Origin of the sequence: Burkholderia sp. MS455 (assembly GCF_016899445.1) — a bacterium.
Taxonomy (GTDB): Bacteria; Pseudomonadota; Gammaproteobacteria; order Burkholderiales; family Burkholderiaceae; genus Burkholderia; species Burkholderia pyrrocinia_C.
Genome location: NZ_CP041780.1, coordinates 168,511 through 185,873 on the forward strand (window position 1 = coordinate 168,511; position 17,363 = coordinate 185,873).

Annotated in this window: 9 protein-coding genes; all 9 read left to right on the plus strand. The window is 60.5% G+C overall.

Going from position 1 to position 17,363, the window contains the following annotated elements; translation table 11 throughout:
* Window positions 1–21: 21 nt before the first annotated feature.
* The 9 genes from FPJ27_RS36110 to FPJ27_RS36150 all read left to right on the plus strand — a co-directional run bounded on the left by FPJ27_RS36110 (window position 22) and on the right by FPJ27_RS36150 (window position 17,143).
* Window positions 22–2,931, plus strand: a complete 2,910-nt coding sequence (locus tag FPJ27_RS36110; RefSeq protein ID WP_204426428.1) for a hypothetical protein — start codon at window positions 22–24, stop codon at window positions 2,929–2,931.
* Between the two features lie 345 nt (window positions 2,932–3,276).
* Window positions 3,277–3,510, plus strand: coding sequence for a hypothetical protein (locus tag FPJ27_RS36115; RefSeq protein WP_204426429.1), 234 nt, complete (start codon window positions 3,277–3,279; stop codon window positions 3,508–3,510).
* A 70-nt stretch (window positions 3,511–3,580) separates the two neighbouring features.
* Window positions 3,581–5,461, plus strand: coding sequence for a contractile injection system tape measure protein (locus tag FPJ27_RS36120; RefSeq protein WP_204426430.1), 1,881 nt, complete (start codon window positions 3,581–3,583; stop codon window positions 5,459–5,461).
* Window positions 5,458–7,689, plus strand: a complete 2,232-nt coding sequence (locus tag FPJ27_RS36885) for an ATP-binding protein (RefSeq protein ID WP_204426431.1) — start codon at window positions 5,458–5,460, stop codon at window positions 7,687–7,689. Before FPJ27_RS36120 ends, FPJ27_RS36885 begins: the two co-directional genes overlap by 4 nt.
* A gap of 70 nt (window positions 7,690–7,759) precedes the next feature.
* Complete coding sequence (locus FPJ27_RS36130) at window positions 7,760–8,644, plus strand: DUF4255 domain-containing protein (RefSeq protein WP_204426432.1); 885 nt, start codon at window positions 7,760–7,762, stop codon at window positions 8,642–8,644.
* A gap of 118 nt (window positions 8,645–8,762) precedes the next feature.
* Window positions 8,763–9,149, plus strand: coding sequence for a putative holin (locus tag FPJ27_RS36135; RefSeq protein ID WP_204421639.1), 387 nt, complete (start codon window positions 8,763–8,765; stop codon window positions 9,147–9,149).
* The gene (locus FPJ27_RS36140) at window positions 9,146–9,523 is read left to right on the plus strand and encodes a phage holin family protein (RefSeq protein ID WP_204421638.1); all 378 of its coding nucleotides are present in this window, start codon (window positions 9,146–9,148) and stop codon (window positions 9,521–9,523) included. Before FPJ27_RS36135 ends, FPJ27_RS36140 begins: the two co-directional genes overlap by 4 nt.
* Window positions 9,524–10,136: 613 nt before the next feature.
* Complete coding sequence (locus FPJ27_RS36145) at window positions 10,137–16,700, plus strand: cycle-inhibiting factor (RefSeq protein ID WP_204426433.1); 6,564 nt, start codon at window positions 10,137–10,139, stop codon at window positions 16,698–16,700.
* A gap of 233 nt (window positions 16,701–16,933) precedes the next feature.
* Window positions 16,934–17,143, plus strand: coding sequence for a hypothetical protein (locus tag FPJ27_RS36150; RefSeq protein ID WP_204421636.1), 210 nt, complete (start codon window positions 16,934–16,936; stop codon window positions 17,141–17,143).
* The last annotated feature ends 220 nt before the right edge of the window (window positions 17,144–17,363 follow it).

Genomic DNA, 17,363 nt, shown 5'->3' on the forward strand with positions numbered 1-17,363 from the left:
TTTCGAATGAGGAGAGCCGAGATGGCTAACAAGACGATCAATGTGGCGAGTGTGAAAGACAAGTACCGGGCTGGCGCCACGCCGAACGAAGATGACTACCAGAATCTGATCGACCTGGCGGCGGTCGGGAGTCAGGCGCTTGGGGCCAAGCCAGAAGACGCGACGGCACTGAATCCGGGAAACGGTTTGGCGCTCGACGCAAACAACAAGCTGACCGTCAAGAAGGGGGCTGGAGTCGAAGTAACCGAGAACGGAGTCGCCGTGAAGGTGGACACGACCACGGTGAAGGTCGATCAAACCTCGAACGCCTTGACGGTCGCGCTCAAAGCGGGTGATAGCGGACTGGATACCACGGGCGGCTTGCATGTGAACTACGGCAAGGGGCTTGTTACGACGCCAGAAGGCCTGACGCTTGCGCTGGCAAATCCGAGTGGATTGTCGACAGCCGGTGACAAATTGGGCGTTGCGATTGTCACCACGGCATCCGGGCTGGAATTTGACAAAACGACTGGTGCGCTGGAGGTGAAGATCGGCCCGGCGGACGGTAATTTCATTCAGAAAACTGATGCGGGTCTTGCGATTACCAAAGAGGGAATTCAAGAGATCAAGAAGACCCTGGTGGAGGTCTCCCTCGCGGCACTCAAAGATGCAGATCAAAAGACGTCTCATGGTTTCGAAAAAGACACCACCCCAAAGGAACCAGATGGCGTAGAGGCCAAGATTGCTGCGGCACTCAATGTTGCCTATGGCGAAGGCTGGAATCTGCAGCAGGCTGTCCTGGCATTGACGGAATTGCTGGGAAAATTTAGAAGCGATATCAATGGAAAATTCGTCAAGGATAGCGCGATATCGTTTTCTGATCTTAAGGGATATTTGAATTTTTATGCGCGTGGCGGTATTGAGTATACAGCAGGCAAACTCAAGGTTGCGCGTGTCGGTGACGACGGCAAGGCCGTCTGGCTTCAAGCGATTAAAGATGAAAACATTCAAAATATCGAGCCGGGTATCTATGCATTCGTGGGTATAGTAGATGGAAATGGATTTCCTGATGAAAATGGGAAGTATTATACGCAGCACGCCGTGATGATCGTTGCTGGTAAGGAGCTTGATAAGCAAATTAACAAAGTGAGAGCGGTTGGAGGGAAATGGGATTTCCTTGGGGACTGGAGTTCTAAATTGGGTTCCTGGTCGTTTTTTCCAACGATTGATCCTATGCCGGAATTAAACGTCACGGTAGGGGTGAATAATGTATCGGGCGCAGGATTCGATGCTTTTAAATTCGATCGTCTCCGCAATTCGGATTCAATTTCAGCTGGGCTGAATGATGCACTGATAAAGGCTATCGAAGACGCTGGGACGATTGCCAAACAACATATCGACAAAGATGCCTATGATCCAAAGGTTTATAAAAATCAATATTGGAAGGAACAATTGGGTAAGTTTGCCTATGATTGGTACGATGAAAATGCAAAGAGGGTGGCGTATGCTATCAAAGACCAGACGGATTACGGTGATTTTAAGTGTGGAAGCGCCGTAAACGATGGTGATGTAGCGAATAGCATCCGAAATGCGGTTAAGTTTGCACTGGATAACCTTGAGAAGGACGGCGCATATCGTGAGAAACACGATGATTGGAGTCAAACAAAGCGCGCGCTGCAAGATTCGCTGAAAAAGGCGTATAGCGAAGGGTTTGGTGATCGTGAAAAAAAAGAAGCACGCCCGACGGTATCTCAGGATCCGATAACGATAACTGTTGGTGACAAAAAAGTATTGACGGATTGGGTCAAGCCGGCGAGTGCAGGAGGTCGGTTGTTGTTCACGCCCGGGAGGACATCGAAAGATATGTGGGACAAGGTCGTGAGCGAATTTAAGGAAGACGGCACAATTGCAATGAAAAAGGAGGTGATTGGTCAAGTTGAGGTTGTGGCGTTTGAGGTTCCGCAGACCGGGGAATTGGAGCCTGGGGGAAAAGTTGTTAATGTAGTTGGCGGACGAGTACAGGCGCATTACTCCGGAACGAAAGTGGAAGTAAGACCCCCTACGAATTGGATAGACATTGTGCCGGCCTTAGTGTCAGGGTATGACGGCGATCGATCTGGTGTTACGGCTCGGGTAGTAAGAGGGCCAACGAATCTGATTAAACGAGTGGAGGGCGGGCGTCTGTTCTTTGGTGACGATGTATTCGGCAATGCGGAGATAGAGATAGCACTCCCTGCGCATGGTATATATGAGCACGGTACCGTTATATCCGAAATCAATCGGTTTCGTGATGTTCACGTCGATTTCGTAGCACAGGACACGTTGAAAGTCATCGGGGATTATAAGGATGGCGAAGGTAACCTGAAGGAAGAATGGGAAATTACATTCGAATCACACGCGGATCCTAGAACTCAGCAGCCTTTCACCTCTGGTGAATTTTGGTGGGACGACGGCGAGTACACGATAAGTGGAGAACCTCGTTACCCAGTCGCTGTATTGGCGGCACTAATTGGTCGAGTGCGAATTTACACGAAGGAAAAGGTAATCGTAGAGACTGAGAGTAACGGTGTATGGGGGCGAGCGGTGGATAAATATGGGGTAATACAAAGGGACGAGATTGGGATGACGACGCAAGACCAATCAGGAACTTTTTGGCAAGGAATGCAGGGAAGGGTGTGCATTCGCACGAAATCAGTAAATGAAGGGGAGGTGGATGTCATTGTTGAGTATATTTCACATAGAGATGATAGGGGGAATCGGTGGAAGGATGCGATTACGGATGGCAGCACCCACCGAAAAAATGCCAAACCTTGGACTGCAGGAGGTGGTGACCAAATATATCTCGGTACCGACATTAATGGAGCTAAGGGTGTATTAATTGTTAAAATTCCATCGTTATCGGCAGCGTACAGAATAAATGTATCGTGTCGACAGGCTGTTATTTCACAGTGAAGTCACGGGCGATATGAAAGGTAGTGCGGCTGGCGGAGCACAATGGCTTCGCCAGCGAGATGTGGGAGTGAGATTCGTGCTCAGTCGTTTTGATTGCGTGAGCGGTTCCACGTTTTTGTGGCGGAGTCGGTTTGAATTGTTCTTTAATTTGTATCGCTCAAGTTATGATCGAGAATTTTTATCTGGAGTCGTGCATTCAATCTCGCTTGATATGTTGCTATGCGATGCCTTGCGCTTGCGGAGCGTTGATGCGCTGTGCTTTCTCAATAAGCAGACACAACGGTAGGTGAAAAAATCTATTCGTTCGAAGTCGTTCTGGACTTTTCCGATAAAGGTTTTATCGGGATGCTGTTCGAATCCAGAGGAGGCGAGCTATTGGTTGAGTTGAAGGACTGTGTGGCACAAGTGCCGGTGGGGACGGGTAAAGATGAGGAAGCCATCCATGTTTTGCACGTAAGCGATGCGTGGATTGGCGGAGAGATCCTGATCGGGCACGTACTGGTGGAAAGCTCTGCCCCAGGCGGGCCCTTTCGCGGGGATAGCAAATTTTCCACCGTTACGAAGGGCACCAGCCGCTAGACCGGGTGGCACAACGACCGTGCCTCGAGGCGTCGCAAATGCAAGGATACGGTAATGGAAAGGAGCGTTCGTGAAACAAGCCCGCGTAGGACAAATCCGTTTTCGCCTGCACACATCGGAACAACAGGCCGAGCCGGTGCAGCATCGCTGCAGCGCGTGGTTCCATGACGAGGGACGCGCGCCGCTTGCGACGCTGCTGACGGGGTGCGCGCAGGAACACGAGTCCGGATTGTCGATTGATCGCCTGACGCTTGAGGTGGGCGAGATTGCGCTATCGCGCTTTGAAACGGAGATGAGTGAACGCGTGATGAAAGCATTGGCAGAACAACTCCAGCGGTATCGACAGGCCGTCGGCACGGACGGGGCTCACCGCGCAGACGGGACGTCGTCGCGTGCCGGCTGGTACGCGAGGACGAATGATGCGGAGTCGGGTGCGACGCGGGACGGCGAGGGGGAGGCGATGACAGGCGCGCCATCCAGCGCGCGCGCGGCGGCCACCTTCGCGCAACTGCTGCGCTATCTGGATACCGGATACATGACGGACACCCGACCGTGGTCGACGCGCGAGACACGTGAGCGCTGGTTGGTGACGGTGCTTGAAGCAACCGCACAGGCGCCGGTTGCCGAAACGACAGCGCCGCCGCAGGTGGAACTGGCGTTGCGCATGCTGCAGCCGCGCGCCCGACAACGGCTGGTGTCGACGTGGTCGGCCCGAGGTGTGTCGAGCCTGATCGGCTGGCTGATTGCGCCGATGCGACTGCCGATCCCGACCCAGCCGGACGGTGAGCGGCTACTGCCGCTGGCGGCCCTGATCGCCCTGCAGCAACACCCCGAGGCTGCAGCGCATTACGAACCCGTGCTGTGGACGGTTTCGCTTCCGAGTGTGCCGCGCGCGAGCGCAGCGTCGAGAGCTTCCACGGACGGAGCGATTGGGATGGATACCGCCTCGCTTGCCGAGCGGCCCAACCGGGCGGGGACATCACACGTATCCGGCCGGCCACAGCCGGTCACGGGTGCAACGCCCGGCGACGCGCATCCTGCACCGAGTGACGTGCCGGCATCGTCGCCCACCGACCCTACGCTCGACACCTGGCTCGACACGCTGCTGCGCACGCCCTTGTCGGCACCGCTGCGCGCGCAATTGCACGCCTGGCTGCTCGAGCCGGTGCGTGCCGGTCAGAAGACGCCGCGGGTGGCCAACCTGTCGGCGCCGGTGCGTCAGCGACTGCGCGCGGTGCTCGGCCTGCCGGCGCCCCGCACGACGTTGCACGTCAGCCGTGCCGGTGCGCCGCCGGCCGATCGATCCGATACGGGGACCGCCACCGGTGGCGCACCTCACGCCACGCGCTCGGGGTCGTCGCCTGCGGAGCAACACGCAACGAGGCTGGCGCCGGACGCCCGCGCGCCCGAATCGACTCCGCGCACCCGTCCTGTCCCGACACCCGACGCGCGCGAACCGTGGGCGGTATCGAACGCGGGCCTGGTGCTGCTGTGGCCGCTGCTGCCAAGCCTGTTCGCCCAGTTCGGCTGGGTCGAGGACGGCCAGTTTGTGGACGACGCGGCCCGCTGGCAGGCGCTCAGCGCGCTGGACTGGCTGGCGTGGGGCGACCCGGAACTGGCCGAATGGCGTACGCCGTTCTCGCGCCTGCTGTGCGGGATCGCATGGGACGCACCGTTCGACGCAGACGGGCTCGAGGCCGAGCAGCAGGCCGCGCTCGACACGTGGCTGGCTCAGATGTTCGGCGGGGTTCCGACGCTGAACCGGTGCAGCGTAGGCGACCTGCGCGGATTTTTCTTGCAAAGACCCGGGATGCTCGTGGATGACGAACGGGTGAGCGTGGCGGTGGAGGCGGACGCCACCGATGTGTTGTTGCGTGGATTGCCATGGCCGCTGACGCAGGTGATGCTGCCGTGGCTGCCGGCTCCGATTGAAGTGGACTGGATCTCATGAAAACCCCTCTGATCGAATCGACCGGCGGCGCTGCCGCTGGCGAACACCCGTCGCCCACGAAGGCGCGACGCACGCGCCGCGCGCGCGAGACGGCACTGCCGCCGCCCGCGCCGACGGCGAACGCCCCCGTTGAGGGGGACGCGCTTGCCGCACTCGGCCCGTGGCTCGAGTACGTGGACCACGTCATGCAAGGGATGCTGCTGTGGCAGCAACAGCACGCCGAGGATCGTTTCAATATGCAAGGGCTGCTGCAACCGCCCGAAACGTTCGAGGCGACCCGCACGCAGCTGCAAGGGGCGCCCTACTGGATCCGCCAGCCCGCGAGGGTGCTGTGGCTCGAGGGGCTCCAGCGCCCGCCGGCGCGGGGGCGGCTCGCCGAGATGGTCGAGCGTTTTGCGCTCACGCCATTCGAGACGCTGGTGCTGGTGCTCTGTGCGCTGCCGCTGTTCGAGCCGCGCTACGGGCCGCTGGTGGCCTACCTGCAGGGTGACGACAGCGCGAGCTGGCCGGGGATCGAACTGGCGTTGGCGCTCTTTAGCGCGACGCCGGCCGAGCGCATCGCGCATCGGCAGCTGCTGTGCGCGCAAGCGGGGACGCTGCTGCGCGAAGGGCTGCTGCATACGGTGGAGCGTAACGGACGATTTTCGACGCGAGGCGATGCATATTACCTGCGCATGGACGACGCGGTCTTTCATTTCCTGAGTGGCGGGGCGGCCAGCACGCTGCGCACGGGGCTTGGGGAGGCGGCGCAGTGGTGGCAGACCACGACGTTCTCGCCGCTGCGCGCAGGGGCGTGGGCGCCGTATGCGGACGAGATCGCGCGGGCGTGCTTCGTGCCCAACCCACACGGGGCGCGCACGCCGTTGCTGATGCTGCAAGGGGGCCACGGCCGCGAGGCGCTGCTGGGGCAATTGGCGGACGAGGCGGGGGTGCCGATGCTGGTGCTGGATCTGGGCCAGCTGCCGCAGGAAGAGCAGGACGCGTGGGGACTGCTGCGCGCGACGCTGCTCGCCGCGCGCCTGTACGCCGGCGTGCTGGTGCTGCGCCGCTGGTCGGCCGGTCTGACGCGCCATCGGGCGCTGCTGGAGGCGCTGGAGCCGTACCTGGCCGACCACGGGCAGCCGGTGGTGTGCCTGGTGTCGGCCGAGGAAGCGGGTGACGTGCTGGCGGGGCTGCCGCGCTTGTGCGTAACACTGCCGCCGCGCACGACTCAGGACGACGCCCAGCTGTTGCAGGACAGCCTGGGTGCCGATGCGCTCGAGGGCGACTGGGACTGGGTCCGCCTGCTCAGGCGCACGCGGGTGAATCCGGACGTGCTGGCGCAGACGTGGCGCGAAGCGCAGGGCTACCGGGCGCTGCGCGACCCGCAGGCAGCGCTCACGCAGCGCGACTTGCAGCAAGCGTTGCGGGTGCGGGGGCAGCAGCATTTCGGGACGCTGGCGCAACGGGTACAGCCGCGACGCACGTTCGACGATCTGATCATCGGCGACGGTCTAGGTGAGAATTTACGGGAGATCCTCGCGGCGATCCGGCAGCGCGAGGCGGTGCTCGATCGCGGCTTCGCGCGCAAGGTCGGGTACGGAACGGGGATCAGCGCGCTGTTTTATGGCGAATCGGGTACCGGTAAATCGATGGCCGCAGAGGTGCTGGCCGGCGAGCTGGGGCTGGACCTGATCCGGGTGGACTTGTCGACGGTGGTGAACAAGTACATCGGGGAGACAGAAAAAAATCTGTCGAAGATCTTTGATCTGGCGGTGGCCGACACGGGGGTCCTGCTGTTCGACGAGGCGGACGCGTTGTTCGGCAAGCGCAGCGAGGTCAAGGACGCGCACGACCGGCACGCGAACATCGAGGTGTCGTACTTGCTGCAGCGACTGGAACAGTATCCGGGGCTGGTGGTGCTGACGACAAACAACCGCTCGCATCTGGATGACGCGTTCACGCGCCGGCTGACGTTTATCACGCGCTTCGATTCACCGGACCAGACGTTGCGCGAGCGGATGTGGCGCGAGATCTGGCCCAAGCAGGTCAGCGTCGATGACTCGGTCGATTGGGCGCAATGGGCGTCGGCGACGACACTGACCGGTGCGGGGATTCGCAACGTGGCGCTGCTCGCGAGCTGGCTGGCGGCGGAAGAGGCGCGGGAGGTGACCCATGCGGATATCGAACGGGCGGTGCGTCGCGAGTTGGGCAAGACGGGGCGGATCATGCCGACGCTGGAGCAGTGATGACAATTGTGCGAACGGTTGAGTCGGCAAGGCTCGATAGACGGGTAAAGCAAGCGATGAGGACGAGATCATGGGACAGGGAAAAATGAATGCCACAAGTGACGGGACACTGATCTTCTTGAACAAGGGGATTGAGGATGCACTCACAAAATATATCGATGGCACCATTAAAATTCGATTTGATATGGTCGATAAGGAGAACTTGCCAAATGACCCGACCATCTGTGTGTTTCTTTACGATATTCAGGAGGATCTGGAGTTGCGGCACGGTCAGCCGCGTGCTTATCAGGCGAGCGTGCATCAACTGGCGCCGCGACGGGTTCACATGCGCTGCTGCTATCTGCTGACCTACTGGGAGCAATCAAAACCCACCCCGGTCCCGTATGACGGCCAACCGGTCCAGGTGATGAACATGGCGCTCAATGGGTTGCTGAACATGCGACTGGAGACGCTGCCGTCGACCTACGTACAGGTGGTGGCGCCGTCGGAGCACCTGTCGAGTCTGGGGAATTTCTGGCAATCGCTGGGTGACAAGCCGCGTCTGTGCCTGAATTTTACGGTGACGATTCCGATTGAACTCGGGCTCGATCACGAAGATACCGTTCCGCCGGTGATGAGTACGGAGCTGGACGAAACGGACCCGCCGCCAGAGGGCTGGGAGGATCTCGACAAGGCACTGCATTTCAAGCGGGAATGGGTGACGGCGATGTTGAAGGCGTGCCCTGCCACCCAAACCGACTGGAATTCGGTGCGCGCCCAGCTGGCGCGTTTGCAGGTGACGTGCGCGTACGTGGATGAAACAGGTGCGCCGCTAACGAAGCCTGTCATCAATCTGTCGGGCGGGCTCGATAGCAAGTTGTTTTCGTTGGTTGGCAGCACCGTCAAGTCGGTCACCGACCACATGTCCGTGACAGTTGTATCGACAAACTTGTACGAGGTCAAAGTCATCAAGTAGCGCAATGCCGAGATCCAGCCGGCCACGCCGGATTCGTGCACTCGGTTCGGCAGGGCCGCACAGGTATCGGATTCAGGTCGAGCATTCGGCCGCGAGAAATGTTCACAGGAGAATGAGCATGATGCAGTACGAGGCGTTTTGGCAATCCGTCTCGGGGTTTGGGTTACGGAATTGGCCACATTGGGACCTGACGTTGGTCAGTGGCGTGTTGTGTGGAGCGCTGGTGTTTCTGTTGCGCAGCCACGAACCGTCCTGGCCACGCAAGGTGGTGTATTTCGGGGTGTCGGTGGTGGGCGGCTTTGCGGTGACGCCGTCGGTCCAGGGCCATGCGGGCCTGCCGGAGTGGTTGGCGGCGTTCTTGACGGCGGCGGCGATCGTGACCCTGGCGACCGTGGTGCTGGACTGGTCGGAGAAGTCGGTGCCGAACCTGTTGACGCAGGCCGTGCAGCGCTTTATCGGCAGTAGCCGGGGGCACGACACAACAGATGATGGGAGCAAACAATGATGGATGAGCTGATGATGTACTTCCACGCGCACGGTGTGTGGGACTTGCTGCTTTTGTGGATCAATGGGGCGCTGGCGAGCGGGATTTTTGCGATTCTGCTGTTCGCTTATCGCGGTGCAGCGTCTCCCCATATTGCCTTGACCTGGTATGAACGGGGCGCGCGGTTTCTGCTGGTGGCGGCGTACGGTGTGCTGGCGGTCCGAGTGTGGTTGGGTTGGTACTACACCCCTGTGGAGCCCACGCATGTCGCGGTGAACGCCTTGGTGCTGGCGCTGGTGGTGATGGCCCATGGAGATGTGGCGGTGATTATCCGGGCGCTGCGCCAGATGCGGGCGACGCGCGAGTCAGTCCTGACGGAGCACAAGGCAACGTAAAGGCGTGGGAGTCGACGGCTACGCCGACCTGGGTAACGAAAGGACGGGAAGAACAAATCCCGTCAGCATGCAAGCGCGCAAGGCGCCGTCGCTGGACGGGTTCCTGCATGATTTCCGGGGATACGCCGGATGCCGTCGACCACGCTGGCGCTCGAGATTCCGATGCAGCGTGCGTTGATCTATCAGACGCACGCACGGGGCCGCCTGCGCATCAGGCGAGGTTTGTGGCGCGCTTGTCCCGGCATGACCGAGGCAGTTGCCGATCGGAGGGGAGGTGGCAAGCGCGCCTGTTATCGGCGCGTTGATGCGGTGAGGGACAGGATCCCTGGGGGGATCGTGACAAACACGGTACGTGTGGCAGGAAAGATCGAGGAAGCGGCATGATGTAGTGAGTAGGTGTACTAATAGAGTGGAAAATATAATTGAAAATACATAAGCATGAATTTCATGTAAGACGGGGCGTGGCGGGGGACAACAAATGGATGAAGGGGGCAAGAGTACAGGTCGCATACCTGACAAGTGATTTGACCACGTGTTGGTCCGGGCCGGTCGGTACGGTCATGCAGGCGTTTGTGAATTTGGCGCTGCGGGTCACGGCAGCAAGGGTGGGACGATGAAGTCCATCCTGAGACAAACGCACGAGCAGGCATCGCAGACGCCGCGTGAGCGGCGACGGGTGACATGGGGGCCGATTTCGTATGCTGGGCCAGAGGCGCACGCCGAGTCGAACGAACGTTCCGTGCCGCGTGCGGCGCTGAATGCGATTCATCGCCGGGCGAGCCAGGAGGAGGCGCCGGCAGGGGACGAGTCGACGCAGAGTGAGTCGACGCAGGACGAGTCGACACAAGACGGGGCGCGGCCCAATGAGAGCGGTCGCAGACGAGCCCGGGCGCGCCGGGACCGCAGGCATCGTCGGCAAGTGTTGAACGCGCTGGTGGCCGCGGCCGAGCAAGCGTTGTTGAGTGCGGATCCGGGTGCGGCCGATCAGTGGAAGGAGGCTCGACGTGTGAGCCCCGCGCGGGTGAAGGGGGGGCGGTCCTTGATGCGCGAGTTTGCGCGGGCGTGGCTGCAAGAGGCGCTCGATGATTTGGGCGGCCTGTTCATGGTGTACAGGCAGGAGGTGGAAGAGAGGATTGTGTCGGAGCTGGTGGAGGTGTTCTTACGCCATCCGGTGAGGACGATGTGGCTGGCGCAGATTGATCGAGCGGTGGGCGAGCGCGATCCGCAGGCGGTGGAGAAGTGGGGGCAGTTTTTGCAGAAGGCGCGCGGCGACGCGTATCAGGCGGTTTCGCTGATCCCGTCGTGGCGGGATGTGGTGGGGGCGTTCCAGGATATCTGGACGACGCTGCGGGGGAGCGCGTCGCAGGACCGGCCCACGTCGGACGAGGCGCAAGCGGATACGGACGAGGAGAAAGTACCGGACGCCGGTGCGCCGTGGGGGGCAGAAGCAGAGGATGTGGCGCCGGTGGGGCTCACGCCGTTTCAGATGCGCCCGAGCGTGGTCAAAGTGCTGTTCGAGCTGGCGAATCAGTGGGGGGTGGTGGGCGAGCGGCCCGGTCGCGAGCGTTATGCGCAGGCCGATCCGCCGAGCTGGGGGCGCGCCGAGCCGAGTCTGCCGCAGTCCGATCGCCCGCCGATCCGGATGAGCACCCTGGATGCGCAGGAGCTGAGTCGCAAGCAGAAGCAATTTAGGGGTGTGCGTGAGCAACCGGCGTGGGTGGCGCAATGGACTGGGACGTTACAGCGATGGGGGGCGGATGTGTTGACGGGTCAAGGCAGGGCGGCGGAGGGTACACAGGATCAATCGGTGCCGGTCAACGCGGCGACCCCGGTCTTTGGCCAACTGAAACCCGTGGTGCCGCTGGCGCGCGGATATATGAATCAGCTGCACCATCGCCAGCTGACGGGACAGTCACGCGCGGTTGCGCAATCCGGGAACGGTGCCTGGGGCATGCCGGGGGCGAGTGGGACCTATTTGGTTCCGGTGGTGCCTGCATTACCGACACCCGAGGCAGCGGCTCCAGTCACGGACGAAGAGACGAAATGGCGGTACTTGAACAAGGGCTTGACGCTAACGGAATACGTGGCGAAGCACGGGACGTCTGACGGATATATCCGGACTTGGCCTGCCTTGCTGGACCAGGGCGACGAGATGGGTGCGCCGTTGCGTCAGGTCTTGCTTGAGGCACGGCTGAAGACAATTTTCGGGAGCGCCTCGGCGACGTTGGGGGCGCAGGATTCGGTGACGTACCGGTATGGCGACGTCGTGAAGGACATGACGCTGCTCGAGGCGATGGCGTATCCCAATGGGACGCTCACGTATCCATCCGGTACCACGGAGGCGGTGACGACTCGACTGGAGCAGCTGCGTCTGGCGGAGGCGGACACGCAATGGGCGATGTTGATTGAACGTTTCACCCAAGATGCGTATCTGCAGCTCGCACGCGCGAATGCGCCGATCCTGAATCCGTTGTCGTGGATTGACCAATGGGTGCGCCGCACCACGGCGGCCGAACAGGCACGCCTGGGCATGTCCGAGCCGATTGCCCCGGATCAATGGATCGAGGTGGGCTATCGCCTGCGTATCGCCGCGAATGTGCAGGCCCTGCATCACCGGGTGGAGCCCACGCTGACCAAGCGGTTCCAGTGGCGCGAATTGGCTACCGGATGGCACCAGCCGCTGCTGGTGCAACACGAGATTGTGTCATATGGCGGTGATGCGCGCATGTCGGCGCTGGTGGAGGCGGTGGTCGGCCAGGTGAGCGGACTGGAGGCCGAGATGCAACAAGCCCTGAAGCAGTATCGGCAGAACGAGCCGGCGAAGCAGGCCGCGCAGGGCGCACTGACCAATCAGATTTATGCTCTGGCGCTGACGTTGCTTGATCAACCCGGAGTGAACGAGGCCATTCGGACCACCGTGCGTGATTTTATGGGGCAACGCGTGTCGGCCAGGCACGGGCTGACGTATCGCGGCCAGCGTTTATTGGGGGTGTATTACCTGCCGGTGGGCTCGGATGGGGTGGCGGGGATCCTGTTCAGTTCCCACCAGGATAAGCCGGTCATCGTCCGTCAAGGTGCGCGTACGCTTCGTGACGACGTGGAGGGTACGTCATTGCAGATGTCCGATGCGATATTGCGGTTCAAGGACGAATCGAAGGTCAAGCAGTGGCTGGCCTCGCACATTGCGCTGAGCGCGGCGAAGCCGGACGTGATGGAAAAGTTCCTCGACTACGATGTGAAAACCACTCGACGGTATAAGCGCACGCTTGCATTGCTGAACACGTCCGGGGACCGGAAAGTCGAGGCGACCTATCCGATTAAGTTTGGCGAGTCCATGACGATGGAGCAGTTGCCACAGAGCCTGTTGCAGGATCTGTTCACCCGCCTGGAATCCGATATTGACACGTTACTTTATACCAAGGGAGAACTCCACCTGGCGCAGGTGGGACATTTGCTGAGCCACCTCTCGACGTTGTATCGCGTCGCCGGCGCCCTCTATGGGCCAAGCTCGTCGTGGATGGCCAATCTGTTGTTTTGGGGGGGAGACCTGGGCGTGGAAGTGGGGGCGGCGTACCTTCAGCGTGAGGGGGCGGCTACCCTGGCGGAGCAAAAGACCCACAATGAACAGATTCGCCAGGCAATCGCGTCCAGCGTCGTGGGCCTGATCCTGTTTTTGGCGCCACCGGTGATCAAGGCAGGCGCGCTGACGGCCAATGCTGCGATCAAGCGGATTTATACCGCGGATAATCTGCGCCACGCGATGGAGATATACAACCTGTTCAAGCGAAAGCATACGTCGTTTGCGACCACGTTCAAGAACATGCGGTGGTCCGCCGCGAGTCCGGTGGTCAGAATGAAGGTGCTGCGCAACGAACTGGTGCCGTTTGCGCAACCGGTGTTGGGCGCGCGTGCGCGCGGTGAGGCGTCGGTCAACTGGATCGATATCCTGATTGACGAACACGGGTATGACGATCTGGCCGGCGCCCTGGCGGGCAACCGGCAAAAAATCGAGGCGCACGCACGCGCCTACGGCGAAGTCGTCGATCTGATTGAGGATCGTATCGCGACGCCGTTGCCGAAAGAATATTACGTGTCGAAGTCGGGTGACGCCTTTCAGGAGGCGGCTCGATGGCTGACGCAGCAGATCGATTCCACGTCCTATACCAGTATGTGGATCGACTCCTACACGCACACGGAAGCGCAGCAGCTCGAACATCTGCTGACCAAGTATCTGCAAGCCGATTTGAGCGAGGCGACATCGCTGGACGGTTTCCTGCACGATTTCTGGGGATACTTCGGGATGCCGTCGACCGCGCTGCCGCTCGAGATTCCGATGCAGCGAGCGTTGATGCATCAGACGCAGGCGCAGATGCGTTCACTGGGTGCGGATCATCGGGCAGAAGTTCTGTATGAGCTGATTCATGGGATATCGGACGATGAGCGGGCCGCGTTGGTGGCCCTCACGCTGACACGCTTGCAGGCGAATCCCGGAAAGTTTGATGCCCTCAGTCATGAGGGCATGCGACACCTGACACGCGTGGGAACGAAAAAGCGGTGCAAGGGTACGGCGCCGCCATCTTGCGTGCCGTCAACGAGCGTCGAATCCAATTCGGGTGTGGAAGCCGAGCGGCAACGCATGAAGCAACGTGTGCTGGCGCAGGATCAGCAGCCGGCCGACGACGCGATGCTCTGGCACGATGACTGGCAGCATCGCATCGTGGAGCGCGATCCGGGAGAGATTATCCGGCAGGCCAGCGCGGCCCAATCGGAGGTGCGGGACAGAATCAAGGGCTTTGGATTGTCGCCCGCCGAGCAGAGCGGGATGATGCAGGCCTATGGGGTGGCGGTGGCTGGCACATCGGTGACCGGGCCGGTAAGCGGTATCCGTGCCCGGGATTTGTTCAAGCTGATGGTCGAGGAAAAAGGGGCGGTGGATCCCACGGATCTGCCGGCGGTAAGCGGCGACGACAAAGTGGGCGCGCTCCTGGATAACCTGGATACCCAAAAGCACTATGCCTTGCTGGTCGACGATGCCCGGTTGGGGTTCCAATATCTGGTGATGACGGGGCCGTCGGTCGATGGGTATATGGCGTCGATCATGCGGCTCGAGCTTGGGGAGACACTGCCCGCACTGAAATATTCGGACTGGATGCAACCGCGCGCACGCGACACGCTCCCGCTTCAAACGCTGAAGCGCCTGTTGTCGTCGACCATGAAGGATTGGCCGATTGCCGCTCAGGATGAACTGTTTGCACGTGTGCTGGAGCTGAAGCAGAACCCCCGAGCGCTGGTGCGGGAGTCGAACGGCAAAACGATTGTGGACATGACCAAGCCGGTGAGTGTGCAGGGCATGGAATTTGATCCTGCCCAGCAGGCGGTCAACGTGGGGATTCTGGCGCGCAAGATGCTGGTGTATCTGCTTGCGCAGGAACTGGAGCAGCATGGCGCGATCAAGCAGTACCTGGTGCAGCCCGCGCTGCCGAGCGAGGATGCCGCCCAGCGCATTGCAGCGGCGCTGCCTGCTCAGTACAAGACCAGTATCGTCATGCTCGATGTCTGGGAGAGGCCGCTGGACACCCAACCCGGCAATCATGTGGCGACGCAAATTGAATTGGGTAGCAAGCGGTATGTCATCGATGCGTCGCTCGGGCAGGTCTCGGGACTGAGTCATTATCGGCAGCAGGTTTATATCGGGCCGCGCTCGGACTGGATCGCGATGATGTTGCAGGCCCAGCCGAGGGGTCTGGCGACGCTGCAAACCGTGCCGGCCGACCAGTACCATGCGCCGGTGGTGACGCTCGACTTGTATCCGGCGCATATCGGTGCCGATCGGGAGGTGCTGCGCGAAACGTCCTGGTATGCGAGCAGCCAAAGCGCCTATGGGATCGCGCATACTGAGCGCGCGATGTTTCAGGACAAGTTTGCTGCTGCGGCGGCCGGACGTTGGCGCCAGCATGGCGAGGCGCTGCGTGCCATCGATGACGCGGCGTTAAAGGATCTGGTCAATCCGCTCAAGTTCAATCGAAATGCGATGGGACTGCGCTCGCACCAGGAGGTCAAGAGCGATATCGGCGCGTTGTGGAGCGAGCACGACGATTTGGTCGAAGACTTCGACGGGTTTTGCAATGGTCTCGTCATGAAGGTGCCTGCGGATCAGGTCACGGAACTCGATGGGCTGATCAGGAAGAACCAAAACCTGATCGAAGCGGCCAAGGGGGATAACGAGGATCGGAAAAAGCGGCTGTCGGGCTTGCTGAAGCGGGCGATCGAGCTGCAGGTGAAGCGCCAGCAACTGACGAAATGGAGTGAGTCGGCGCGGCTGAGTCGAGGCGACGTGTCGGTGCTGGCGGGTAGAGGTCTGGTGAGCACGATATCGCCGACGATGACACCCACGTCCCTGCAGTTCACTCTGTTGCGTCACGACAAGGTGGCCAACGAACTCCAGGCGAAGCCATTTGATCCTGCCACGCTGGAGTCGGGCGGGGCATACGAGGGGGTGCTGTCGACGTTTGACGGTTCGCAAGTGAGCTCGATGGAAGCCAATGTCCCGTTGGGATACTACTGGGGCGGCGATCATCAGCTGGAAAGTCGCGTCAAATTCCTGGAGGTCAATAACGGACACTCGGGGACTGTTGCGCTCAAGATCCCGTTGGCCCAAATGCGTCAGGGTGAGCCGCTCGTCATAACATCGGGGGCATTGAGCGGCTGCACCATGGTTTATGCGCAACAGGGCTCGGATCTGTACGTGTTTCACACGGGGCAAGATACGGGGGACAAGGCGTGGCACACCGGGGTCGAAGGGGTGCGCAACATGGCCGAGGCGGTCAGACGCATGGCTGATCCGTCCATCCCGGTCACGACCGAGGATATCCGAACAAACGATGACCTGGGGAAGCTGTTCAAGTCGTTTGATCGGACGATGATTACCTTTTTCGGTAAAGAAGGCACACGCGTGAACCCGGCGGCGCTGCCGGACAATGTCCAGGTATTTGACTACAACCAATCTCCCACGCCGATCGTCGGCCGACTGGGTTACAGCCATGCACTGGTCTATCGCGATGCAGGCGGAGTGCATGTGCGTGGCGTGTCCGAGGATATGGAGATTATGCCGAACCGGCGTAAGCAAAAAGTGCTGGAATCGCTGACATGGAAACTGGATGGGGGACGTGAGTCGTGAGTAAGGGGCGTGTTGTTGGGTAGCAGTCAGCGATAAAAGTGTTTGTGTATCGATATTTTGGGTGAGTTGGATGAAGAGTTAACGAATAGTAGTACTAAAAAGTTGGGTAGCGCCTGATGAGCCAGGTCGGGAATAACGCTGCGTCAACCGGCGACGGTGGGCGCTAGCGCGGCTGAGGACTGAAGCCGATCACGTTTGCGGACAACGGCCGCGCGTGCGGTCAGGTATTGGGGGTGGACTTGCTGCTGCACCCTGAGTGGCGGGAACAGGCTGTGTCTGCTGCGCGCTCGGCGCAATGGTTCTGGCTGGCGCATGGCTGGACGCGTATGCGGACCGGGGAGATGGGGTGGGGAACCATGCGCGTGATCAATGGGGCGGCGATGGAGTCTGGGCTGCCGCGTGAGGCACGCTGGATTCAGGTCGGACAGGTGCTGAAGGTGTGAGTGCGGTGAGTGGGTTCGGCTGTCGGTGACGGCCGGACATGAAATGGATTAGCGAGACGACATCATGATGATGGTCATTCAGACAGGGTTGAGTGGTGCGATGGAGTGTGCGGTGCACCAGCGGAAGGCGGTTGCGGTACTGATGGGGTTGAACATCGTGACATTGGCGATGGGTACGCGCGCGGCATGGCCGGTTCGCGTGGCGTGCTTGCCGCAGGCC